The organism is Hydrocarboniphaga sp. (genome assembly GCF_028291725.1).
GTDB lineage: Bacteria > Pseudomonadota > Gammaproteobacteria > Nevskiales > Nevskiaceae > Hydrocarboniphaga.
This window is the reverse complement of the sequence record NZ_JAQGNT010000009.1, coordinates 58428-81772: the sequence shown is the minus strand read 5'-3', so window position 1 is coordinate 81772 and position 23345 is coordinate 58428. Positions and strand designations below refer to the sequence as shown.

The following is a 23345-nucleotide window of genomic DNA, read 5'->3' as shown; positions in this document are numbered from 1 at the left end:
TGGGCGCGGACGACTTGCCGGAGCAAGGGCGACGCATTTACACCCCTCAGCATCTGGCCGAGCGCGTGCTGAACTCTCGTGCCGCGCTGATCGGCGAACGCAAGCGCGTGACCGTGCTATTCGTTGACATCAAGGGTTCCACCCGGATGGCCGAGCAGGCGGGGGCCGAGGTCTGGCATCGGATTCTCGATCGCTTTTTCAGCCTGCTCGGCGCCGCCGTGCATCGTTATGAAGGTACGGTCAACCAGTACACCGGCGACGGCATCATGGCGCTGTTCGGAGCACCGCTGGCACTGGAGGATCATGCGTCCAGGGCCTGTTTTGCCGCGCTGGAGATTCAGCGGACGATGCGCGAATACGCCGACGAGTTGCGCCTGTCGCTGGGAATCAATCTTTCGACACGTGCCGGTCTCAACACCGGCGAGGTAATCGTCGGCGCCATCGGTGACGATTTGCGGATGGACTACACCGCTCAGGGTTTGACGGTGAATCTCGCGGCTCGCATGGAACAGATCTGCGAGCCTGGACGGATCTACGCTACACGCAATACTGCGCTGTTGACCGAAGGCTACTTCCGTCTGCGTGATCTGGGTGAGATGACGGTCGCCGGTAGCGATGCGCCGCTGCGCGTGTACGAGGTCGAAGGCGAGGGCGCGGCCAAGACGCGGCTCGAGCGCGGCCTGGCACGCGGCGCAACGCGCCTGGTCGGCCGCGAGCTTGAGCGCGAGCAACTGCGCGCGGCGATGCGCGAAGTCGTCGCCGGCCGTGGGCAAGTGGTTTCAGTCGAGGGCGAGGCCGGTATCGGCAAGAGCCGGCTATGCCACGATTTCGCGCTCGAGTGCGAGCGCAACGGCATCGCCGTGCATCGCGCTACCGGTGTGCCCTATGCCACCGCAGTGCCATTCCATCCGGTGCAGACGCTGGTGCGTCGGCGCCTTGGCTTGCCCGAACACGGCAGCCGCGCGGATATCAGGCAGCTCGCCGCCGGCGCACTGCTGCTGTTCGATCCTGCGTCGGTCGTGCTGTTGCCGCGCCTGCTGGATTTTCTCGGCGTCGGTGACGGCGCCGTCAGCAATTCCGCTACCGGTGTTCCTGCAGACCGGCATCAGCTGTTCGAGCTGCTGGCGCGTCTGCTGCCCCTATCGGATTCGCCGCAGTTGCTGTTGGTTGAAGATCTGCATTTCGTCGATGCGGGCAGCCTCAGTTTCCTGCAGATGCTGGCGGCGCAGATTGCCGGAAGCTCCACGCTGCTGCTATTCAATTTCAGGCCGGGCGCTTCTGCCGGCCAGCTGCAAAACCCGGCGAATCTGCGCATCGTGCTGGAGGCGCTGAAAGCCGAGCAGATCGAGAATCTGGCGCTGCAACTGCTCGGCGCGCATCCGAGCGTCGCGCAATTGCCGCGGGAGTTGAGCAAGCGAGCAGGCGGGAACCCGTTCTTCATGGAGGAGGCGGTTCAATCGTTGAGCGAGTCGGGGCAGCTGCGCGGTGTTCGCGGGGCCTACTCTCTGGAGCGCGCCATCGAGCGCTGGACCATCCCGGACACCGTGCATGCGCTGGTCGCCGCACGCGTCGACAAGCTCGACGAGGTGGACAAGCATCTGCTGCAGTCGGCCTCGATCATCGGCCTGCAATTCAGCCGCGGGCTGCTGCTTCAACTGGTGAGCCTCTCCGAAGATGCAGTCGCTGCCGGCCTGCGCAATCTGCAGCTGCGCGGCTTCGTCAGAACCGACAGCGAAGCGGATGATGTTTGCGAGTTCATGCATCCGATCAGCCAGGACGTGGTCTACCGAACCCAGCTCGAATCGCATCGGCGGGAAGCGCATGCGCGGCTCGCCTTGTTGCTGGAGCAGGAGCATCCGCTTGAAGCCGTGGCCGATGATGTAGCGCCGGTGATTGCGTATCACTGGCGCCGGGCGCAGGAATGGCTGCGCGCGACCGAGTGGAATTTCCAGGCCGCACGCTGGTCGGCCAATCACGGTGCGAATGCATCGCTGGCCCAGTTCCGTCTGGCGCGCAACAACATCGAACGTGCACCGCGCTCGGCAATCGCCGACCGCTTGCGAGTCCAGGCGCTAGCCGGGCTGGTGCGCCAGGCGCAGTTCACCGACATGTCGACCGACGAAGTCGAGCAGGCTTATCGCGATGCCAGCGAACTGGCCGAGACCAATCGCGATGTTCCTGCGCAAGCCGAGTTGCTGATCTCCTACAGCGCCGAGCAGCTGCATCGCGGTGATGCGCGGGAAGCGATCCGGCTGGTGGCGAAAGCCATGCGGCTGGCCGTCGACAGCAACGCGGTCGAACTGATCGGCCGCTTCCGCTTGCAGTTACTGCTGGTCCACAGCACCGCGGGCTATCCGCGCGAAGGCGCAGAAAGGGTCAGCGAAGCCGGCGGCGACAGCTGGCTGACGGAGCCCATCAGTCACGACAATTTCATGTCGCGTGCCTTTCACGCGCTGATGCTGGGCTGGCTAGGCCGGCTGCCGGAAGCCAGGACGCAGTTGAACGCGGTATTCGCCTATGCGGAAGGGAAGAACCGCGTGATCAGCTGGATGCACACCTGCTGGATCGATCTTGCCAACTTCACCGGCGACTACGAAGGCGTGTTGCGGCATGGTGAGTTGGCGATGGAACGCGCCGAAGAATCCGGCAGCTCCTATTTCCGCGCGATTGCGCTGCGCGGGCTCGGTTTGGCGCACGTGCTGCAGGGTGACGCCAGCATCGCGATCGACCTGCTGAAAAAAGCCCTGCCGTTGGTAGCACCCGGCGCCAACGCATACCAGTACCAGGCTCAGACGCTGCTGACACTGGCGCGAGCCTATCGCCTGGTCGGAGATCTGCAGCGCTCACACGATGCCGCCATCGCCGCGATCGACAGCGCCCATAGCTCGCATGCGCGCGTATGGGAAGTCATGAGCTGGCTCGGCTACCTGGAGTTGTGCGGGCAGGGCATTTCAACCCCACGTGCAGCGGAAGGGCTGGAGCGCGTAGATCAGTTGATCGAAGATACCGGAGCCGAGGTTGCAAGACCTTGGTTATGGCTGGCGCGCATGCGGTGTGCGGCGGATCAGGCGGAAGCCGCGGGCCATCGAGCGCGGGCGCTCGAAGCTTTCAAGAGTACCGGCGCTACTGGCCATCTCGTCCGCTTGCAGTCGAGGCTGGACCTTATGTGATCTCATGAGTCTGGAGCGCGCGGAATCAACGGCTCCGCGCACGCCCTAGACGGGATTTGAAACAGAATGGATGAGAGGGTTTGAAGCAATGCCTAGCTAGGCGGCGGGTACGCAGAAGGTGCGGATGTCTGCTTGAGTGCCGCACCTTAGTCGCGTTGCCCGATTTTGGAATCCACTTTGGAGGGAACTCTACGCCCGAAATGATTTGCGCGCGTATGTATCTCCACTTTGCCTCCGACCCGAAGCCGTGCCTGTAAAGCAACACTTAGGGAAACGCTCGACATAGTGTTTTACCTCGCGACGAATTGAACGGCGCAAAATGACGATTCGGTGTGTCGTTGTGCTCTATGAATGCAACGCAGTACAGAGTCTCAGTCTTTGGAGTCAATGCGATCATGTGCATTTCTCCAAACTCGAATCGGTCATTAATTCAGACAGGCGCTGCATCCCGATTAAGCTCTATGGAACCTCTTCGCTGATGAAAACCGTGTCGGTGAGCTGAGTAACCGAGCGCTTCAACAGATCGAAGCCGATCACGTCGGTATCGCTGCGTCCGGATGTGGGCAGATGCTGATAAGCGGTCAGGCCCACAGGCAGGAAACTACTCTGGATGAACGCGGAATCGGGGACGGTATCGACGTCCTGTTTGTTGCCGGATAAAAAGTCGTAGTAGGCAATAGTGCCACCCTGATCGCCCGTCGTCTGAAATTCGGCTCCGGTGTAGCCGCGTACCAGGGCTGCGCTGGACGCTCCCACATCGCGTGGCAGCGTGAAATCGGCATTGGCATTCACCTGATTGATCCATTCCGAGCGCTCGTACAGTTCTACCTGAGTGCCATCGTCCTTGCTGATTCCCGCGCGGCTGGAACTGGGCGCTCCCTGGCCCGAGGGATCGGCATAGGCAGTCCAGACGATGCGGTCGGCACTTACGAACGGGGAAGTACCGGTCGGCAGATTGCCCTCCAACGTAGCCCCGAAAAAGCCGTATCCCGCCTCGGCAATCGTTTTCACGGTGGACCCGGAGATCTTCTCGATTGACATCAGTTGATCGATGCCCGTACTGGTGGACACCACGATCACGAGCGCTTTGCTGGTGACGCCGGCGATGTAGGTGACGAATTCCGAGGTCGAGTACAAAGTGTGCGTCTGGCTGCCGTCGTAAGGGACGCGCACGATATGCGTTCCGCCGCTGGCAGGGCGTGCGACAACGTAGAGCGCGTTTTCGTCCGAATATCCGCTGCCGAAACGCGTGTTCGGCTCAGAATAGATCGGGCTGCTGGTGCCATCCGACTTGACCCGCTCGATATGGGACGTTTGGGTCTCTGCATCCTGATAGCGGATATAGGCAGTGTCCATCGTCCGGGCGAAAGCCCCGGCGCGTCCGAAGCTGCTGCCAGTCGCACCGGCTCGTAATGTCTTGAAGGTGATCAGGCTGGCATCGTAATAGCGCAGTTCGTCATGGACCCCGACGACGAAGCCGCTGATCGAGCCTGTGCTCGAATAGAAGACGCGCAATGGCATTGCGAATGAAGTGGAGGAGCTAGGTCCAATGACATGCGGGGACGTGAGCGGACTATCGTCCAGGCGAAAGGCGTGTATTTCGTCGTCGTCCCCGTAGCAGCTTCCGTCGGTGCCCGCCGCGCTGTAGAAAACAAACGAATGCGTGGTGACGGCGTCGTCCGCCCAGACGCCTGCGAAATAGCAGAATTGCTGACTGTCGCGGCCCAGAGCGGTCGGCGTGGCGGACGTGCCGCTACGAAGATCCAGGCGCCATAGCTGGCCGGCTTGCGAGTAGACGAATTGCGCAGGGCGACTATTGCTGGCTTTCCCGCCCGACCACTCGCCGGCCATGACGACGACGGAATCGTCGATCTTGCCGGTCGCGGCGCGGCTGACCTGGACGGACGTATCGAGCTGGGAAGCACGTACCAGGTATACGTCGTCATCGACCTCCCCCGGCGCTATATAAGCACCGCTGAAGTCCGTAGGAAACGAGGTGCCCACGGGTCCACCAGGATCGTCTCCGCCGGTATCCGGGTCACTCCCGCCGCCGCCGCAAGCTGCCAACTCCCCAACAACGACAAAAAGCGCCGCAGCCAATATGCGGCGCCCACTTGAGCTGACCATTGTGATTTCCCCGATTTGCAGACTGATTTGCTGACCGTGCGCCGCATCTCAACAGAGCCTTGTGCGCTAGCCGTCGCTTCGATTGAGATGTCGTCAAGCGAACCCCGTCGGCACTGTAGCCGGACGATGAAGTGGCGTCAAAGAACGAAGCTCGGGCTTCACGTCAGTCATTTGAGTCGGCAATGTGCAGAACGAATCGCTCCATCGTTCCTCCCAAAGCGACTAACAAAATGCCTGGAGGATGCGTAGCCCGGGCAAAATCCGGGGCTTTCGCAACTCGCGTCATCCTCGGGTTTCACGCGGGCCACGGGGCACGTGCCGATATACCGATCTGCTCAGAACCGCAGCTTGCCGGTCAGGCCCCAGGTGCGTGGATCGCCGGGCAGGCCGCTGACCAGGCCGGTGTCGGTCACGCTCAGCGTCTGGAAGTATTCCTTGTCGAACAGGTTGCGCGACCACAGTGCCAGCTCCCAGCGCTGGTCTTGAGGGCGGATGCCCAGGCGCAGGTTGACCAGGCCGTAGGCATCGACCTCGGCGTAGCGCGAGTTGCTGACATTGGTATTGAAGGACGAGCGGTAGATGTAGTCGGCGCGGCCGAACACTTCCAGCGCGCCCAGCGGTGCGCTGGCGTCGGCGGCCAGTGAGCCGGCCCATTTGGAAGTGCCAGGCAAGGACTCGCCGGAGAGATCGCAGCTACTACCGGTGTTCTTGCGCTCCGAAGGGCAGGGCGCTTGGGAGTAGTCCACGTAGAGCGCATCGATGTAGGCGCCCGAAGCGCTCAGGATCAGCCCCTGCAGCGGCGTGTAGCGCAGGTCGGCCTCGACGCCGCTGGAGCGTACCTTGCCGACGTTGTCGATGTAGGTGATGGTGGGACCGCCACCGGTCGAGATCACGATCGAGCTCTGGTAGTCGCTGATCTCGGTGCGGAAAGCAGCGAGGTTCAGCGTAGCCGCGTGGTTCAGCCATTGGCTCTTGAGCCCCAGCTCGTAATGGTCGACTTTCTCCGGGTCCACGGTCAGCGGCACGCCCGCCGGCAAGGTCGTCAGATTGAGGCCGCCGGATTTGTTGCCGCGCGAGTAGGTGGCGTAGCTGAGCAGATCGTCGCTCAGCCGGTAGGAGATATTCAGTGTGCCGGACACGGCGTCGTCCGACAGCTCGGCGTGCACGCCGGTGATGTTGGGATTGAAATTGTTGCGGATCGCCTGTGCCTGAGCCTGCTGCGTGGTGGTCAGACCGGAGAGGTCGGCGCCGGCCACCTGGGTCTGCGAATAGTCGCCCTCCTTGTCCTCGTGCGTGTAGCGCAGGCCCAGCGTGATATCCAGCCGCTCGGCCGCGTGCCAGGTGCCCTGCGAGAACAGCGCGTAGGAGTCGGTCTTCGGTGTGGACTTGCTGGTAGCGAGAAAGCCGTCGAGTGCCGCATTCCACACTTCCAGCGGAATCGGGTTGCTCGGCGCGCGGTTCCAGTTGCCGGCGTCCTCGCCGTATTCAAAGCTGCCGTAGCCGTCGACTATTTGATGGAAGTAGTAGACACCTGTCACGTAATCGAAGCGCCCACCGGCTTCCGAGGCCAGGCGGATTTCCTGGCTCAGCTGGCGTTGGCGGTTCACCTGCTGCGCCTTGCGGTTGACGTCCAGGCCGGTGGCGTCGGCGTCGTTCGCCGGGTCCCAGTCCCAGCTGCGCCAGGCGCTCACCGAGGTCAGCGTGCCGACGGGCAATGTCCAATCGAGCTGCGCCGACAGGCCTTCCTGCGCCATGTTGGCGTGGAACTCCGCATCGGCATCGGCGATGCGCGCGAACGGCTTGAACGGCACTGGTGTATAGCCGAGGCGTGCGGTGCGGGTGTCGAAGTTGTTCGCAATCGTGGTGGACGCCGTCGGGTTGGCGGGATTGACGTCGTAGTCGGTGAACGAATCCACCAGAAAGTTGAGGCAGCAACGCTGCCGCTGGCGGCTGTGGTCGCCGATCAGGCGCAGCGACAGCGACTCTGATGGCTTGAACAGCAGCTGTCCGCGCGAGCTGAAGTTCTCGTAGGTGTAGATGTCGCGCTGATCCTGGTCCAGGCCTTGGTGGATGTTCTCGCCGAAGCCGTCGCGCGTGGTGTAGCCCACGCTCAGGCGGCCAGCGACGCTGTCGCCGGAAATCGGCCCGGAGGCCGAGGCTCGCGATTGCCGGTAGCCGTAGTTGCCCACACTCTGCTCGCCGCTGAATTCCGGCGTGAAGCTCGGCAGCTTCGAGCTGATGTTGATAGCGCCGGCCGTCGTGTTCTTGCCGAACAGCGTGCCCTGCGGTCCGCGCAGCACTTCCACGCGCTCAAGGTCGATCAGATCGAATTGCGAGATGCCCGGCCGGCCGTAATAGACCTGGTCGACATAGACGCCCACGCCGCTCTCGAGGCCGTCGTTGGTCAGCGCCACGTTGCTGCCGAGTCCGCGGATGTTGATGTTGGTGTTGCGCGGATTGAAGCTGAACACCTGCAGGCTCGGTGCCGCCTGCTGCAGTTGGCTCAACGTGTAGGCGCCGGTGGCTTCGATCTCGTGCTCGCCGATAGCGGTGAGTGCGATCGGAACGCTCTGCGCTGTTTCGGCGCGGCGGCGTGCGGAGACGACAATCTCTTCAAGCTCTACCGGGGCTGATGCGCCGGCGGCGACTTCGGCACCATCGGCCGGCGAGGCTGCCGCGGCCACTTGCGGGGCGGCGGCCGCTTCTGCTTCCTGCTGTTGTGCATGAGCCGCCGGCGCGAGTGCGGCCAGCGGCAACCAGAGTCCAATCAGCGCGGCGTTTATCGGCAACAGCCGACCCGCGCGCAGCTTTAAGCGCGACATGATTTCCCCAAAACGTTGTGGTGGTTTTATGCAGCGGACCAAAAGCCGATCGCCCCAATTGATCGGCATGTATGGACGCTAGTCGACACACGATTAACTTCAAAGTACCGATTTATTCGATTCTTATGGCCGCGTAGAGGAATAAGAGAAATCGAAAAACTTCTTTCTGCCGGCGACGCGCGGCTGGCTAAATCTGAATGCCAGCGCACGGCCCGAGGCCGCGCGGCGCCGTTGTCGTTCCTTCGTTCGGGAGAACCGTGTGAATGCCCCCATTGCCGTCGGCGCGCCGACGCTTGTCGCTGTACCTGCGCATCCGCCGCGACGCGGTCTGCTGTCGCGAACGCTGCGCGAGCCGCTGCTGCAATTCCTGTTGCTGGGCGCGTTGCTGTTCGTGTTGGCGCATGTCGTCGAGCAGCATCGCCAGACTGCCGAACGCCAGATCCTGATTGATGACGACACCATCAGCCGCCTGGTCAAGCTCTACGAAATGCAGATGGGCTCGGCACCTTCGCCTGCGCGCCTGGAGGGCATCATCGAAGAGCATGTGCGCGACGAAGTGCTGTATCGCGAGGCGCTGCATATGGGCCTGGATCAGAACGACGAGATCGTGCGCCGTCGTCTGATCCAGAAGTTGGACTTTCTCAACCGCGATCTGACCGCGGTGCCGGAGCCCGACGAAGCCGCGCTGCGCGCCTACTACGATGCGCACACCAGCGAGTTCACTGAGGCGCCGCGGGTGAGCTTTACGCATCGCTATTTCAGCCCCGACATCGACGGCTTCGACGGCGCGCGTCGCCGCGCCGAAGACGCGCTGCGGCAGCTGCGCCTGCAGGGGCCGTCGGCTGCCGCATCGGACGGCGATCGCTTCGCATTACAGCAGGGCTATGCCGAGCTGAGCCCGCCGGAACTGGTGCAGATTTTCGGCCAGTTCCCGATTGTCGAGGGACTGTTGCGGTCGACGCCGGGGCAGTGGAGCGGGCCGCTGCAATCCGGCTATGGCTGGCATCTGGTGCAGGTGACGCAGCGCCGCGAAGCCCAGGTGCCGCCGTTCGAGACGCTGCGTGAGCGTGTGCGTAGCGCCTGGGTCGAGCGCACGCGCCAGCAGTACAACGCCGCGAGCTTCGACGAGCTGCGCCGCCGCTACGAAGTGGTGCGCGCCGACCGCAAGGCGCAGCCGTGAGGCGCGCGATAGGGCTGCTGCTGGCGCTGCTGGCGCAGCCTGTTTTTGCGCACGAAATCCGCCCCGCCTACATCGAGATCAACGAGGCAGGCGATGGCACGCTGCAGGTGCTGTGGAAACAGCCGGCCATCGGCCGTCTGTCGATTCCGATCAATCCGCACCTGTCCGACTGGCTCGATGACAGCAAGGCCAAGCTCAGCCAGACCGATGCCTATTTGATACAGGAATGGACCGTCGCGCCGCCGCACGCGCCGCTGGGTGAACAGACGCTGCAGATCGAAGGGCTGGAACGCACCATCACCGACGTGCTGGCGCGACTGCACTACGCCAATGGCGTCACCGCGACGCATCTGATCCGGCCCGATCAGCCGCGCTGGCAACTGCCGCCGGCGGAGAAGCCCTCGCTGCCGGTGGCGGATTACCTGATGCTGGGCGTCACGCATATCTGGACGGGCATCGATCATCTGCTCTACGTATTCGGGCTGATGCTGCTGGTCGGTGATCTGCGCCGTCTGGTGAAGACCATCACCGCGTTCACGCTGGCGCACAGCATCACGCTGGCCTGCGCGGCGCTGGACCTGATCACGGTGCAGCCGGCGCCGGTGGAGGCAGTGATCGCGCTGTCCATCGTCTACGTCGCGGTGGAGCTGGTGCACCAGCGGCGCGGTCGTGTCGGTTTGGCGCAGCGTTACCCGTGGGCGGTGGCTTTCAGCTTCGGCCTGCTGCATGGCCTGGGGTTCGCGGGCGCGCTGGCGCAGATCGGCCTGCCAAAAAGCGACATTCCGCTGGCGCTGCTGCTGTTCAATCTCGGCATCGAGGCCGGGCAGCTGATGTTCGTCGCCGGCATCGCGCTGGCCGGCGTGGCGCTGTATCGCACGGTGCCGCGCCTGCTGCCTTATCTGAGGCCGATACCGGCTTACGTCATCGGCTCGCTCGCCTCGTTCTGGTTCATCGAGCGGACCTTGGCTTTTCTATAACTCATCTATAACCCACTAAAGGGAGTGCATTCATGCGTATCACCGTTTTGATGGGCATTGCGGCGGTGGCGGTGCTGCTGCCGGCGTTGGCATCGGCGGCGGAGCGGCAGGCCTATTTCGGCGATCTGCATCTGCATACGGCGATGTCGATGGACGCCTATGCCTCGCGCACCAACACGCTGCCGGAGGACTCGTACCGCTACGCGCGCGGCGAGGAGATCGATTACATCGGCCAGAAGATTCGCCGCAAGGCCGCGCTGGATTTTCTCGCCGTCACCGATCACTCCGAGTACCTCGGCGCCGCGCGCATCGCCGACGATCCCAAGGGGCCGCTGGCCAGGTTCGGCATCCACCAGATCATGAATGACACCACGCTCAGCTTCTTCGATCGCTTCCGAAAAGTCGGTGCGGCTTTCGGCAAGGGCTTCACCAGCGACAGCGGCACGCCGGCTCCCGAGCTGGTGAACGATGAGTTCGTGCATAGCAACTGGCAGCGCCAGATCGACGCTGCGGAAAAGTATTACCAGCCGGGCAAGTTCACCACGTTCGCCGCCTATGAATGGACCTCGATGCCGGCCGGCGCCAACCTGCACCGCAACGTGATCTTCCGCGGGCCCAAGTATCCGCAGCGGCCGTTTTCGACACTCGATTCGGTCAAGCCCGAAGACTTGTGGACCTACATGGATCACCAGCGCGCGCTGGGTGTCGAGGTGATGGATCTGCCGCACAACTCCAACGTCAGCGACGGCCGCATGTTTACGTTTGAGGATTCCGCCGGCGCGCCGATCTCGCGCGCCTATGCCGAGCAGCGCATTCGCAACGAGCCGCTGGTGGAGATCACGCAGCACAAGGGCACCAGCGAAACCAACCCGGTGCTGTCGCCGGCCGACGAGTTCGCCAGCTACGAGCTGATGGAATTCCTGCTCGGCCAGCCGCGGCGCAGCAAGCTCGACGGCAGCTACGTGCGCCAGGCGCTGGGCCGCGGGCTGGAGATCGAGGCGCGCGTCGGCGTCAACCCTTACAAGCTCGGCTTCGTCGGCGCTTCGGATTTTCATTCCGGCGCTTCGTCCTCGGAGGAGTTCAACTTCAGCGGCGCCTTTGGCGTTGGCGACAGTCAGCTCGACGCCAAGCGCTGGCTCAACGAACCGATCGATCCGCAGCAGCCGTCGGGCGCGATGATGGTGCTCGGCAGCGCCGCTGGCGTCACTGGCGTGTGGGCCGAGCAGAACACCCGCGAAGCGATCTTCGATGCGCTCAGGCGCCGCGAGGTGTTCGCCACCACCGGCCCGCGTATCCAGCTGCGCCTGTTCGCCGGTTGGAGCTATCCGAAAGACCTGGTGAAGAAACCCGGCTGGGCGGCCAAGGCCTACGCTGGCGGCGTACCGATGGGTGCCGATCTTGCGCCCAAGGCTGGCGCCAAAGCGCCGAGTGTGGCGGTGCAGGCACTCAAGGACCCTGATTCGGGCAATCTCGACCGCATCCAGATCGTCAAGGTCTGGCTCAAGGACGGCAAGACGCAGGAGAAGGTGTTCGACATCGCCTGGGCCGGCGAGCGTGCTGTCGATGCCACGACCGGCAAGCTGCCCGTGGTGGGCAGCACGGTGGATGTGAAGGCCGCCAAGTACACCAACAGCATCGGCGCCGCTGAACTGGCCACGGTATGGAGCGATCCCGAATTCGATGCCGCCGCGCCCGCGGTCTACTACGCCCGCGTGCTGGAAATCCCGACGCCGCGCTGGACCACGTATCTGGCGGTGAAGAACGGCCTGCCGCTGCCGCAGCTGGTGCCGCCAGCGATCCAGGAACGCGCCTGGTCGTCGCCGGTGTTCTACCGGCCAGGCTGAGTCACGGAACCGACCAGCCCTCCCCCGCAGGCGGGGGAGGGAGCGGTTTCTGTGTGTAGGGAATATTTTTAGGGATAGGGAGCTTTCATGAACCGCATTCGATCAACCACGCTGCTCGTCGCCTTGCTACTCGCTGCCTGCAACAAGAAGCCCGCCGAAGCACCGCCTGCTTCGACGACGGCTCAACCGCCCGCGGCCGCGACCGACAAGCAAGCCTACTTCGGCGATCTGCACCTGCACACGGCGATGTCTTTCGACGCCTTCACCATGCGTACCAACACGCTGCCGGAAGATTCCTACCGCTTCGCGCGCGGTGACGAGGTGGATTACCTGGGGCAGAAGGTCAAGCGCAAGGCGCCGCTGGATTTTCTCGCGGTGACCGATCACTCCGAGTATCTGGGCGTGCTGCGCATCGCCGCTGATCCGAATGGCCCGTTCAAAGACACGCCCTGGCCCAAAGCCTTCTCCGACATCGCGCCGGGCAATCGCATGAAGCTGATCTATCAGATTGCCGCTCCGATGTTCGCCGGAGCCGCGCCGATCGCCGAGTTCCGCAGCGACGAGCTGCAGCACAGCAACTGGCAGCACCAGATCGATGCCGCCGAGAAATACTACGAGCCGGGCCGGCTCACCACTTTCGTCGCCTACGAATGGAGCTCGATCCCCAACGGCGCCAACCTGCACCGCAACGTCATCTTCCTGGGGCCCAAGTATCCGCAGACGCCGTTTTCGTCGATCGACTCGCAGCACCCCGAAGACCTGTGGACCTACATGGATCACCAGCGCGAGCAGGGTGTCGAGGTGCTGGACCTGCCGCACAACTCCAACGTCAGCGACGGCCTGATGTTCGACTGGCGCGATTCCTTCGGAAAACCGATTTCGCGCGAGAACGCCGAGCAGCGCCGGCGCAACGAGCCGCTGGTGGAGATTTCGCAGAACAAGGGCACCAGCGAAACCCACCCGCTACTGTCGCCCAACGACGAGTTCGCCGACTTCGAGATGTACGAGATCCTGCTCGGCGGCAAGGGCAAGGGCCGCCTCGACGGCAGCTATGTGCGCCAGGCGCTGGGCCGCGGCTTTGCCATCGAGCAGCGCATCGGTCTCAATCCGTTTCAGCTGGGCTTTGCCGGCGCCTCGGATTTCCATTCCGGCGTCTCGGCCACCGAGGAATTCAACTTCCCCGGCGCGCTGGGGCTGAGCGATTCGGCGGCCAATGCCCAGCAGCTGTTCGAGCCCAACCCCGCCGGCGAACCGCGCGTCGTCGGCTCGGCTTCCGGCCTCACCGGCGTCTGGGCCGAAGGCAATACGCGCGAGGCGATCTTCGCCGCGCTGAAGCGCAAGGAAGTGTTCGCCACCTCCGGCGGCCGCATTCGCGTGCGCCTGTACGCCGGCTGGGATTTCGACGACAAGCTCACCGCGCAGGCCGATTGGGCACTGCGCGCCGCCGCGGCCGGTGTGCCGATGGGGGGCGAATTGGCGCCGGGCGCCAAAGCCAAGGCGCCGCGCATCGCCGTGCAGGCGCTCAAGGACCCGGATTCCGGCAATCTCGACCGCATCCAGATCGTCAAGGTCTGGTTGGAGCGCGGCGCGTCGCATGAGCAGGTGTTCGACGTCGCCTGGGCCGGCGATCGCCGGCCGGACACCAAGACCGGCAAGCTGCCCTCCATCGGCAGCACCGTCGACCTTGCGACCGCGCAGTACAGCAACAGCATCGGTGCCACCGAGCTGGCAACGGTATGGACCGATCCGGAGTTCGACGCCGCGGTCCCCGCCGCCTACTACGCCCGCGTGCTGGAAATCCCGACACCGCGCTGGACCACCTACGTGTCGGTGAAGAACAAGCTGCCGCTATCCGATCGCGTGCCGGCCACGATCCAGGAACGCGCCTGGACTTCGCCGGTGTATTACAAGCCCTAGTCCGCTGCATCGGAGAAATCGGATGGGTGAAAAGCATTTCCCGGCAACGGTAGGTCGGCAATCCCGTGCCGACGTGAGGCCTCGACTACGCATTGAAGGGCACACGTCGGCAAGGGGTTGCCGACCTACGATGTCATCTGGCACCGGATGCTGTTCACCGGTTATACGCCACTAGTCCGCTGGATCGTTGGAATTGGCGGTGAGGGACGCCCGCATCGGGTGGACAGCACTGCCGATTTCAGTGATTCAGTGGACTAGGCGGCCTCATCGAGCCGGCTCGTATCGCGCCAGGAGGCGGCGAGGTTGAAGACGTCGGTGCCCGTGCTCGTCACCGTGTACGACAAGCATTCCTGATGGCGGACGTCGAAGCTCCGGTGTTCGCACAGCAGGCCGAGCAGAGCCAGGGCGCGGGCGCGGTCGGCTTCGTCGGGGCGGGGGATCGCCGGACGGGTGCAACGTTCACTGATGCAGCCCAACTCGTAGATCAGCCGGAAACTGGCTTCCGGCAGACAGCAGGCATACTGCAGTTCCATCGAGTCCAGACACTTCAATCGGCTGTAGCTCATCGAAGCCCTCCTTGCGCCATCAATCCGACGGCGCATGAGCCGGTATCGGCAACCGCTGTTCCCGCTTCAGGCAGCGGCTCGCAAGAGCGTCATGGATGGACGCCTTGGGCCGATGGGCGGCCGTTGCTGCATAGCCTGGTACGCGCGGACAAAGGAACAACAGCCTGGCCGTCGTCGGAGCCGTTGGCTGCCATACGGTCCGTCAGGATGCCGGAGAAAGCAGGCGCAGCTTGAGTTTGGCGAACGAGCGGAATCCGCGGTCAAACGTGACCATTTCGCAGTCGGTCGACTGGGCCAGCGCGGCGAGCCAGGCATCCGTCCAGAGGTCCGGTGTCGGTTCGCGTTTCGCGATGTTGGCGCGCCAATGCTTGGCGTGGGTCTGCGGTACCTGATCGACCAGGGAAATTCTCGGGTCGTCGAGCAGCTTGCCCAGGGCATCCCAGGCCTGTTTCGGACGCAAGGTTCCAGACCCCATGACGCGAGTCAGCAGCCGGAGCAATGCCATGCGCACCGGCAGGCACAGCCCGACGGTGTCGTCGTCACAGCCGTCCCACCACTCGACAGCCGGACCGCGGTGGGCGTGACCCTCGGTCAGTACCGGCAGCAGGATGTTGGCGTCAGCGATGTGCCGCACGCGCCCGTACCGCATCGGCTTCCGAGACCGATTCGGCGTCCAGGCGTTTGACCGCGTCCGGGCTGAGCTTGCGCAACGGAGCGTCGGCGGAGAGTTGAATCGGTGGGCTGGTCATTCGGCGGCGAACGCTGGGCGCAGTCCGTTCGATTTCGTGGCGCAGGGCGTGTGTGACGAGTTGACGCAAGCTGGAACCCCGCTCCACGGCAGCGATCTTCGCCCGGCGGAGAATGTCGTCCGGAAGGTCCAAGGTAGTACGCATAAATATGCCTTGCTGTATTGATGCGCCAAGCTTGGGTCATCTTGAGGTCTGCCGGCAAAGGGAGTTTCACTCGATGGCTCATCGCGAAGCCCTTGGTTGGCCCGACGCTGTCCGGCTGGCGATTGCACAGAGCCTGCCGCACATTCGCTGATCGTCCAGTTCGGACAGAACCCTGCGCTTCAAGCGAATGACAGCCCGGAACGACGCTCCGCTTGGGGCACGGTGGATCAGGCCGGCACCATCATCGGCATCAGATGTGTAAACCCGCCGTCGACCACCAGCTCGGCGCCGTTGATATAGCCGCTTTCGCCGCCCGCCAGAAATAGCGCCGCGTTGGCTGCTGTCGGCCAGGATCGCGGCATGGGTCTGCGCCAGCGCGTCGGCGTCGCGGTCCACCAGCAGCAGGCGCGCGCCTTCGCGCGCGAACAGCACCGCCGTGGCCTTGCCATTGCCCCAGCCGTGGCGGCAGCCGGCGCCGGTGATGATCGCAACGCGCTTGTGCAGACGGCCGCTCACTGCGCCGGCCCCGCTTCGGTGCCGGACGCAAGCCGTGCCTGCACCCGCCAGGCAGTCGGCGTCATGCCGGTCTGGCTGCGGAATACCCGCTTGAAGAATCCAAGGTCGCCATAACCGACCTGCAGGCCGACGCGATCGACACGCAGGCTGGTGCGCAGCAGCATGCGCTTGGCTGCATCGATACGCAGCGCCTGCACGTAATCCTGCGGCGACAGGCCGAGCGCGCGATGGAAGCGGCGGCTCAGAGTGCGCGGGCTCACCGCCAGTGTCGCCGCCAGATCGCCGAGCTGGGCCTTGTCGGCGTAATGCTGCTGCAACTGGTACAGCGCGGCCGCAACCAGCGCATCGCCGCCGGCATCGTCCTGTGGTGCGGCTGCCTTGAGCATGCCGAGCTCGGTCGTGGTGTCGATCAGCGTGGTCCTGGCGAGCCATGCGGCGGTGTTGGGCGAAGTCAGACGCTGCACGACCCGCAGCGCCATCGGCAGCAGGCCGGCGAGGCTGCCGGCGCACAGCAGGCGGTCGTGCTCGGTGACCCGCTGGCTCGCGTCGAGGCGCACCGCCGGATAGCGCCGATGAAACTCGCTGTGCTGCCACCACGGCGCGGTCGCCACCCTGCGGTCGAGCAGGCCGCTCTCCGCCAGCAGCAGGACGCCGCTGCCGAAGGCGGCGATCGTGGCGCCTTCACGATGCTGGCGCCGCAACCATTCCGAGCGCTTCGACGCGCCATCGGCGGCAGCATGCGGCGCTTCGCTGTTGTTGGCTTCGTATGAGGCGACGAAGACGGCGTCGTAGACCAGCTCCTGATCCAGGCCGCCGTCGGCGTCCAGGCTGCCGCCCGACGACAGCGAAACCGGCCCGCCGTCGATCGACAACCAGCGACAGGCGAGCGGCGCGGCTTCATCGCGCGTCGCGGCGCCTTCGCTGGCGCCGGTGCGCTCGCGGGCGAAGCGATTGGCCAACTGCAGCAGATCGGTCGGGACGGCGATGCTGCTCAGCTCGGCGCGCCCGGGCATGAAGACGGCGACTCTGCGCGTCATCGGTGTCGGCCCTCCGGCAGCAAGCTCATGTCCGATTCGTCTCCTGTTCGTGTCCGCTGCAGAACTGTTGCCTGAGCCAGTGTTTATCTAGACTTCAGGCATAACAGTACACCAATTAGAGAGGAGATCATGTCCGAACCGCAACCCATCGCGCGGCGCTGGTTCATCACCGGTGTGTCCAGCGGTTTCGGCCGGGAGCTGGCCGTCGCGGCGCTGGCGAAGGGCGACCGGGTGATCGGCACTTTGCGCAGGCCCGCGCAGATCGCCGCGTTCGAGGCGCTCGCCCCGGGTCGGGCCCATGCGCTGATGATGGACGTCAGCGATCCGGCGCAGATCGGTGCAGCCGTCGCGGCAGCGGGTGACATCGCCGGTGGTATCGACGTGCTGGTCAACAACGCCGGCTACGGCTTCGTCGGCGCGGCGGAGGAGGCGAGCCTTGCCGAGATACGCCAGCAGTTCGAAACCAATTTCTTCGGCCTGGTGCAGCTCACCCAGGCGGTGCTGCCGCAGATGCGCGCGCGACGCACCGGGCGGATTCTCAACCTGTCATCGGGCGCCGGGCTGATGGCGTCGGCCGGCCTGGGCTACTACGCGGCCTCGAAGTTCGCGGTGGAGGCCTTCTCCGAAGCGCTGGCGGCCGAAGTCGCCGCGCTCGGTATCCGCGTGACGCTGCTCGAGCCGGGCGGCTTCCGGACTCAGTTTTCCGGCGGCTCGTTCGCTCAGGCGCAGCAGCGCATTGGCGACTACGACGCTACCGCGGGGCGCATGCGTGCCGGCTTCGAGCAGTTCAACGGCAGGCAGCCGGGTGATCCGGCCAAGGCGGCGCAGGTGATGCTGCAACTGGTCGAAATGCCCGAGCCGCCGCTGCGGCTGCTGCTGGGCAGGGACATGCTGCCGCGCCTGCGCGCCCGCTACCAGAACGCCTTGCTCGAACTCGACCGATGGGAAGCGCTCAGTTCGAGCACCGAATTCGAATCCGCCGAGGTCCAGGCATGAGCACGGCACGCGATCAGTTGCTGCAACGCGTCTACGCCGCCGATCACTACCAATGCGCGCGCGCCGAGATCGACACGCTGCAGTTGCTGGCTGCGCAGGAGTTGTTCGAGACCCGCGCTGAACAGATCCCTCTGGTTAAGAAGCGCGCCGACGACGCCGGCATCACGCGCATCAGAGGCTTCGCCGATCTGGTGCCGCTGCTGTTCCCACACACCACGTACAAGTCCTACCCGCAGTCCTTCATCGACAAGGGCCAGTGGCCGCGGATGCAGCAATGGCTGAACGCCTTGTCGGTCGACGATGTGATGAAGGTCGATCTGAGCGGTGTCGTTACCGTCGACGACTGGGTCGATCGTCTATGGGCCAACGGCCATGAGGTGATGGCCACCAGCGGTACCTCGGGCAAGTGCTCGTTCCTGAATCGCAACGCTCACGACCGCGAGCAGGTGCGGCGCTACCTGGGCACGGTGATGGGCGGCTTTCTTGGTATCGCGCCACATGCGGATCGCCCGGTTTTCCAGCTGTTTCCGAGCAGCGGGCCGAATTACGGTGTGCAGACATCGCGAGTCAACGCCGAGCTGTGGGGGCGCCCGGGCGAGATTCATTTCCTCAGCGACGAGCCCTTGCGTATTTCCCAGGTCAGCCGCGCCGCGATCATGCGGCGCGCGATGATGGAAGGCACCGCGACGCCGACCGCGATCGCCGAGTTCGAAGCCGAGGGCCTCGCAAAGTCCGCGCAGATGAAAGGGCGCCTGGTGGAGATGATCGAGCGGATCATGGCGCATCGCCACGAGCCGATCTTCCTGTCGGGCCAATGGGGCCAGCACTGGACGATCGTGCAGAAGGCACGCGCGATGGGCATCGGCGACGGCGAGTTCCATCCCGACAGCGTCGTGGCCGCCGGTGGAGGGATCAAGGGCATCCCGCTGCCGCCGGATTACGAGGCGCAGGTCAATGGTTTTTATGGCGCGGTCAAGCGGCCCAAGAACTACGGCATGACCGAGATGGCGCTGATGTTCCCGCGCTGCGAGGCGCACCATTATCACCAGCCGGCCGGCATGATTCCGCTGATGCTGAGCGGCGAGGGCGATCAACTGCTGCCGCGCGAAGGCCGGGTCGAAGGCCGCTTCGGCTTCGTCGATCTGCTGTTCGAAGGCCGTTGGGGCGGCGTCATCAGCGGCGACAAGCTGACGATGGATTTCTCCGAGGTCTGCCCCTGCGGGCGCCGCGGCCCGACGATCCTCGAACCGATCACTCGCTATGCGCCGCCGGGCCAGGACGACCACATCGGCTGCGCCGGCACCATCGACGCCTATATTCGCGGCACCATCGAGGCCTGAGAAGGTGGCCTGTAACAGAGGAATCGCTAGCGCCTGGCCGCGTCTCGCGTGCCGATGCGGCGTTGCTCGTCGTCGCCATAGCTACCGCTATGACTCCTCCTCGCGCCTTGCCTCGACACGCGATCCATCGCCCATGCTCACTACCTTTTCCTCAGCTACAGGCCACTAGATGACCGATTTTCGCTTCGACCCATTGGACCACGACACCGCAGCCGATCCCGGCAAAAGCTATTCCGAGCTGCGCGCGCGCTGCCCGTTTTACAAGTACGAGGGCGAGCAGTTCCAGTTCTGGATCACCAGCCATTACGACGAGATCAAGCGTGACATCCTGACCGACAATCCGATCTGGTCGTTCAAGTTCGGCAACGCCGCCAAGGACACGATCAGCGAAGTCGGTTTCAAGACCGACCCGCCGTTCCACAACGCATTCCGCTTGTCCATGCAGCCGGGCCTGTCGCCGAAAGCCGTGCAGCGCTACGAGCCCGAGGCCGTGCTGATCGCCAACGAATTGATCGATCGCATGCAGCAGCGCAGCGGCGGCGACTTCCACGACGAGTTCGCGCTGCCGCTACCGGCACAGATGATGTGCGTGATGCTCGGCACGCCGCGTACCGACTATCTGCAATACAAGCACTGGGCCGACGAGCTGCAGATGCAGCTGTTCCACGATCCGACGCCGGGCTCGTTCGAAAAGATCCTGACGGTGATCCTGCCGCATTTTTCCGGCCTGCTCGCCGAGCGTCGCAAGCTGCTGGACGCGGCCGGCGTCACCGAGCCGACGCCGGCACATCTGGGCACGGTGCTGACGGACGACTATCTGTCGCGGGTGCTGGTCGCCAAGGTCGAGAAGCGCTATCTGACCGAGCCGGAGATGCTCAATGTCTGCCTCGCGTTTCTGACCGGCGGACAGGAGACGACGACGAACCTGATCAGCAATCTGCTGTGGCGGCTGCTACAGGTGCCGGAACGCTGGCAGCAGCTGAAAGCGAACCCGCAGCTGATCGAAGTTGCCGTGGAAGAGAGCCTGCGCTACGACCCGCCGGTGCTCGCGCATTTCCGCACCAGCCTGTGCCCGGTGACGATGCACGGCCAGGAGCTGCCGGAGCGTGCCAAGCTGATGTTCAACATCACCGGCGCCAATCGCGATCCTCAGAAGTTCCCTGATGGCGAGGCGTTCCGGCTGGATCGGCCGCTGGCCGAAGCCAAGCAGCATCTGTCCTTCGGCAGCGGCGTGCATTTTTGCCTGGGCGCGCCGATCGCGCGCATGGAGGCGAAGGTCGCGTTGAAGCTGCTGATGGAGCGCCTGCCGAAGCTGCGCCTGAACGGCCCGACCGAACGCATCGAATCGTGGATGCACTGGGGCCGCACCAAACTGCCGCTGGCCTGGGATTGAGCCGGCGCGGTCGGCCCGGCCGCTACTGTAGGAGCGGTCCTTGTCCGCGATTGAGGCCCCGCCCGCACAATCGCGGTCAAGGACCGCTCCTGCAAGTGCAGCTTGTGGACGGCAGTCGGTGACATCGCCTTCAGCGGAACTCGCGGAAAAACTCCCGCACTTCACCGACAAACAATCCGGGCTCTTCCATCGCCGCGAAATGTCCGCCACGCGGCATGGTCTGCCAGCGCCGGATATTGAACTTTGCGTCCGCCCAGGGGCGCGGCGTGCGGGTGATCTCGGCCGGGAACAGCGCGTGGCCGGTGGGCACCGCGACTTTCGGCAGCGGCTGGCGCCGCCCGGGTCCGATCTCCTCGAAATACAGACGCATCGACGAGTTGATCGTGCCGGTGAGCCAGTAGATGGAAATATTGTCGAGCAGTTGGTCGCGGCTGAAACTGCGTCCGATATCGCCGCCGCAATCGCTCCAGCCGCGGAATTTCTCGACGATCCAGCCGGCGAGCCCTGCCGGTGAATCGCTCAGCCCATAGGCCAGCGTCTGCGGCTTGGTGCGCTGGATCTGCTGATAACCGGTCTCGTGTTCGGCGAAAACGCGATTGCGTTGCACTGCTTCGATTTCCGCATTGCTCAAGCCCGCGTGCGGATGCTCGGGGTCCGGCGGCGGCGCGGTCAGCAGGTTCAGATGGATCGCCTCGACCTGCTCGGCATGCAGGCCGCCGAGTATCACCGTGATCATCGAGCCCCAGTCGCCGCCCTGAGCGAAATAGCGCGGATAACCGAGCTTCAGCATCAGCTGATTGAACGCGCTGGCGACCACGCGGCCGTTGACGCCGCGCCGCGTCGTCGGGCCCGAGAAACCGAAGCCCGGCAACGAGGGCGCGATCACATGGAAAGCGTCGGCCGGATCGCCGCCATGCGCGCGCGGATCGGCGAGGGGGCCTATCACCTGCTGGAATTCGACGATCGAACCCGGCCAGCCGTGGCTGAGCAGCAGGGGCTTGGCACCGGGCTCGTGTGAGCGCAGATGGTAGAAATGCAGATGCAGGTCATCGACTTCGGTGGTGAACTGCGGGTGTGCGTTCAAGCGGCTTTCGAAAGCGCGCCAGTCGTAGCCATCGCGCCAGTAGTCGCAGAGCTGGCGCAGATAGACGCCGTCGGTGCCGTAGCTCCAGTCATCGTCCTCGAGCTGGTCGGGCCAGCGCGTGTAAGACAGTCGCCGGCGCAGGTCGGCAATCTGCTCTTCACCGACCGCGACCTTGAAGGGCTTCACGGCGCCGTCCATTCCAGCGACAGGCTGCGCACGGCGAGGATGATGCCGCCGGCAGTGACGGGTGTCGTACCGGGCTTGATCTTGAAATGCGGAATGCGGCTCAACCATTCCTCCAGGAAGATCTTCAGCTCGATGCGCGCCAGGTGCTGTCCCGGGCAGACATGTGCGCCGTTGCCGAAGGTGATGTGGCGCATGTCCCGGCGTTTGAAGTCGACAGTATCCGGTGCCTCATAGTAGCGCTCGTCGTGGCCCGCCAGCATCAGCGGCATCAGGATCTGCTCGCCTTTCTTCATCGCCACGCCGTGGAACTCGATGTCGTTCAGCACGCAACGCGGCATGTTCGGCAGCGCATACCAGCGGAACAGTTCTTCGATCGCCGCCGGAATCAGCGCGGGATCGTCGACCAGTTGCTGGCGATGTGGTGCGTTGTTGGCCAGGAACAGCGCAATGTGCGACATCATGTTGCGCACCGTGTCGAGCCCGCCGTGGATCAGGTTCCTCGCCATCGACACGCCTTCCATCTGCGTGACGCGGCGGCCGTCGACCTCGCTGTTGACCAGGTAGCTGATCAGATCGTCGCCCGGCTTCTCGCGCCGCGCCGCGACCGTGCTGTCGATGTAGTTCACGGTGAACTCGCGGGCCAGCCGACGCTGTTCCGGGTCGGGATCGCTGAGCACCTTGTCGACGTTGTTCATCAGCATGAAGCGGTCTTCGAAGGGCAGGTCGAGCCAGCGCATGATGATGAAGATCGGCAGCTTCTGCGCGACGTCGCTGGAGAACTCGCATTCACCGCGCGGCAGCACCTCGTCGATCAGCTCGCGCATGATTTCGCGGCCGTAGGTCTCGAAGCTGGTGACGGCCTTGGGTGCCATCATCGGTGACAGCAGGCGCCGATATTTCAGATTGTCCGGTGCATTGATCTCGGTGAAAGGCTGCGGTGTCGCACTGGAGACCGAACTCGGGATCACATACGGGAACGTCGAGAAAACCTCGGAGTTCTGGAATATCTCGACCATCAGCTCGCGCCGCGTCGCGATCCAGTGGCCGCCGTTGCGCAGCGTATAGATCAGATCGGGCCCATCGCGGAAGCGTAGGTAGGCAGCCTGCGGATCGGTGCTGAACATCGGGTCGTTGACGTAGTCGAAATCGACGACGCGCTCGGGCGATACGTGATCGGGTATCGCGACCGGGGCGGTTGCGATACTGCTGGCTGCTGCGGACATCGGCTTTCTCCTTGCTGCCCCTTATCGTTTTAAAAAACTAAACGGGTGATTAGAAAAAAGCAAGCGCGATGGCT

At 64.2% G+C, this 23345-nt stretch carries 16 protein-coding genes and 1 pseudogene; 8 read left to right on the top strand and 9 right to left on the bottom strand.

The window, feature by feature from the left end; all coding sequences use genetic code 11:
- Nucleotides 1-14: 14 nt before the first annotated feature.
- Complete coding sequence (locus JWQ90_RS02560) at nt 15-3170, top strand: adenylate/guanylate cyclase domain-containing protein (RefSeq protein ID WP_299688894.1); 3156 nt, start codon at nt 15-17, stop codon at nt 3168-3170.
- A 459-nt stretch (nt 3171-3629) separates the two neighbouring features.
- Here the strand turns inward: JWQ90_RS02560 and JWQ90_RS02555 are convergent, their stop codons facing one another.
- Together JWQ90_RS02555 and JWQ90_RS02550 are read right to left on the bottom strand one after the other, a co-directional pair.
- Nucleotides 3630-5297, bottom strand: a complete 1668-nt coding sequence (locus tag JWQ90_RS02555; RefSeq protein ID WP_299688891.1) for a hypothetical protein — start codon at nt 5295-5297, stop codon at nt 3630-3632.
- Between the two features lie 335 nt (nt 5298-5632).
- The gene (locus JWQ90_RS02550) at nt 5633-8119 is read right to left on the bottom strand and encodes a TonB-dependent receptor (protein WP_299688888.1); all 2487 of its coding nucleotides are present in this window, start codon (nt 8117-8119) and stop codon (nt 5633-5635) included.
- 259 nt (nt 8120-8378) lie between these two features.
- On the opposite strand from JWQ90_RS02550, the gene JWQ90_RS02545 reads away from it, so the two are divergent.
- The 4 genes from JWQ90_RS02545 (at nt 8379) to JWQ90_RS02530 (ending at nt 14037) form a co-directional block, all read left to right on the top strand.
- A complete protein-coding gene (locus tag JWQ90_RS02545) occupies nt 8379-9299 on the top strand; it encodes a peptidylprolyl isomerase (protein ID WP_299688885.1) in 921 nt (306 codons plus the stop codon).
- Nucleotides 9296-10276, top strand: a complete 981-nt coding sequence (locus tag JWQ90_RS02540; protein WP_299688882.1) for a HupE/UreJ family protein — start codon at nt 9296-9298, stop codon at nt 10274-10276. The genes JWQ90_RS02545 and JWQ90_RS02540 overlap by 4 nt, the downstream gene beginning before the upstream one ends.
- A gap of 32 nt (nt 10277-10308) precedes the next feature.
- Nucleotides 10309-12120, top strand: coding sequence for a DUF3604 domain-containing protein (locus tag JWQ90_RS02535; RefSeq protein ID WP_299688879.1), 1812 nt, complete (start codon nt 10309-10311; stop codon nt 12118-12120).
- Nucleotides 12121-12207: 87 nt separating this feature from the next.
- The gene (locus JWQ90_RS02530) at nt 12208-14037 is read left to right on the top strand and encodes a DUF3604 domain-containing protein (protein WP_299688876.1); all 1830 of its coding nucleotides are present in this window, start codon (nt 12208-12210) and stop codon (nt 14035-14037) included.
- A gap of 254 nt (nt 14038-14291) precedes the next feature.
- Here the strand turns inward: JWQ90_RS02530 and JWQ90_RS02525 are convergent, their stop codons facing one another.
- From JWQ90_RS02525 to JWQ90_RS02505, 5 genes and pseudogenes are all read right to left on the bottom strand, one after another.
- Nucleotides 14292-14603, bottom strand: a complete 312-nt coding sequence (locus JWQ90_RS02525; RefSeq protein WP_299688873.1) for a hypothetical protein — start codon at nt 14601-14603, stop codon at nt 14292-14294.
- A gap of 202 nt (nt 14604-14805) precedes the next feature.
- Entirely contained in the window at nt 14806-15237 is a 432-nt protein-coding gene (locus JWQ90_RS02520; protein WP_299688870.1) for a TA system VapC family ribonuclease toxin, read from the bottom strand.
- Complete coding sequence (locus JWQ90_RS02515; RefSeq protein WP_299688867.1) at nt 15221-15484, bottom strand: hypothetical protein; 264 nt, start codon at nt 15482-15484, stop codon at nt 15221-15223. The genes JWQ90_RS02520 and JWQ90_RS02515 overlap by 17 nt, the downstream gene beginning before the upstream one ends.
- Nucleotides 15485-15859: 375 nt before the next feature.
- Nucleotides 15860-16012: pseudogene (locus JWQ90_RS29085) on the bottom strand (3-oxoacyl-ACP reductase); the annotation flags it as partial.
- Nucleotides 16009-17049, bottom strand: a complete 1041-nt coding sequence (locus tag JWQ90_RS02505; RefSeq protein WP_299688861.1) for a helix-turn-helix domain-containing protein — start codon at nt 17047-17049, stop codon at nt 16009-16011. The gene JWQ90_RS02505 and the pseudogene JWQ90_RS29085, both read right to left, overlap by 4 nt.
- A 129-nt stretch (nt 17050-17178) precedes the next feature.
- On the opposite strand from JWQ90_RS02505, the gene JWQ90_RS02500 reads away from it, so the two are divergent.
- The 3 genes from JWQ90_RS02500 to JWQ90_RS02490 all read left to right on the top strand — a co-directional run bounded on the left by JWQ90_RS02500 (nt 17179) and on the right by JWQ90_RS02490 (nt 20778).
- The gene (locus tag JWQ90_RS02500) at nt 17179-18045 is read left to right on the top strand and encodes an oxidoreductase (protein ID WP_299688859.1); all 867 of its coding nucleotides are present in this window, start codon (nt 17179-17181) and stop codon (nt 18043-18045) included.
- Nucleotides 18042-19385 carry a hypothetical protein gene (locus JWQ90_RS02495; protein ID WP_299688856.1) on the top strand — a complete coding sequence of 448 codons (1344 nt, stop codon included), beginning with the start codon at nt 18042-18044 and terminating at the stop codon, nt 19383-19385. The genes JWQ90_RS02500 and JWQ90_RS02495 overlap by 4 nt, the downstream gene beginning before the upstream one ends.
- A 169-nt stretch (nt 19386-19554) precedes the next feature.
- Nucleotides 19555-20778, top strand: coding sequence for a cytochrome P450 (locus JWQ90_RS02490; protein WP_299688853.1), 1224 nt, complete (start codon nt 19555-19557; stop codon nt 20776-20778).
- A gap of 130 nt (nt 20779-20908) precedes the next feature.
- Here JWQ90_RS02490 and JWQ90_RS02485 read toward each other — a convergent pair whose 3' ends face one another.
- Both JWQ90_RS02485 and JWQ90_RS02480 read right to left on the bottom strand, forming a co-directional pair.
- Entirely contained in the window at nt 20909-22060 is a 1152-nt protein-coding gene (locus JWQ90_RS02485) for an epoxide hydrolase family protein (RefSeq protein WP_366919415.1), read from the bottom strand.
- On the bottom strand, nt 22045-23271 hold the full coding sequence (locus JWQ90_RS02480) for a cytochrome P450 (protein WP_299688847.1): 1227 nt from the start codon (nt 23269-23271) through the stop codon (nt 22045-22047). Before JWQ90_RS02480 ends, JWQ90_RS02485 begins: the two co-directional genes overlap by 16 nt.
- Between the last annotated feature and the right edge of the window lie 74 nt (nt 23272-23345).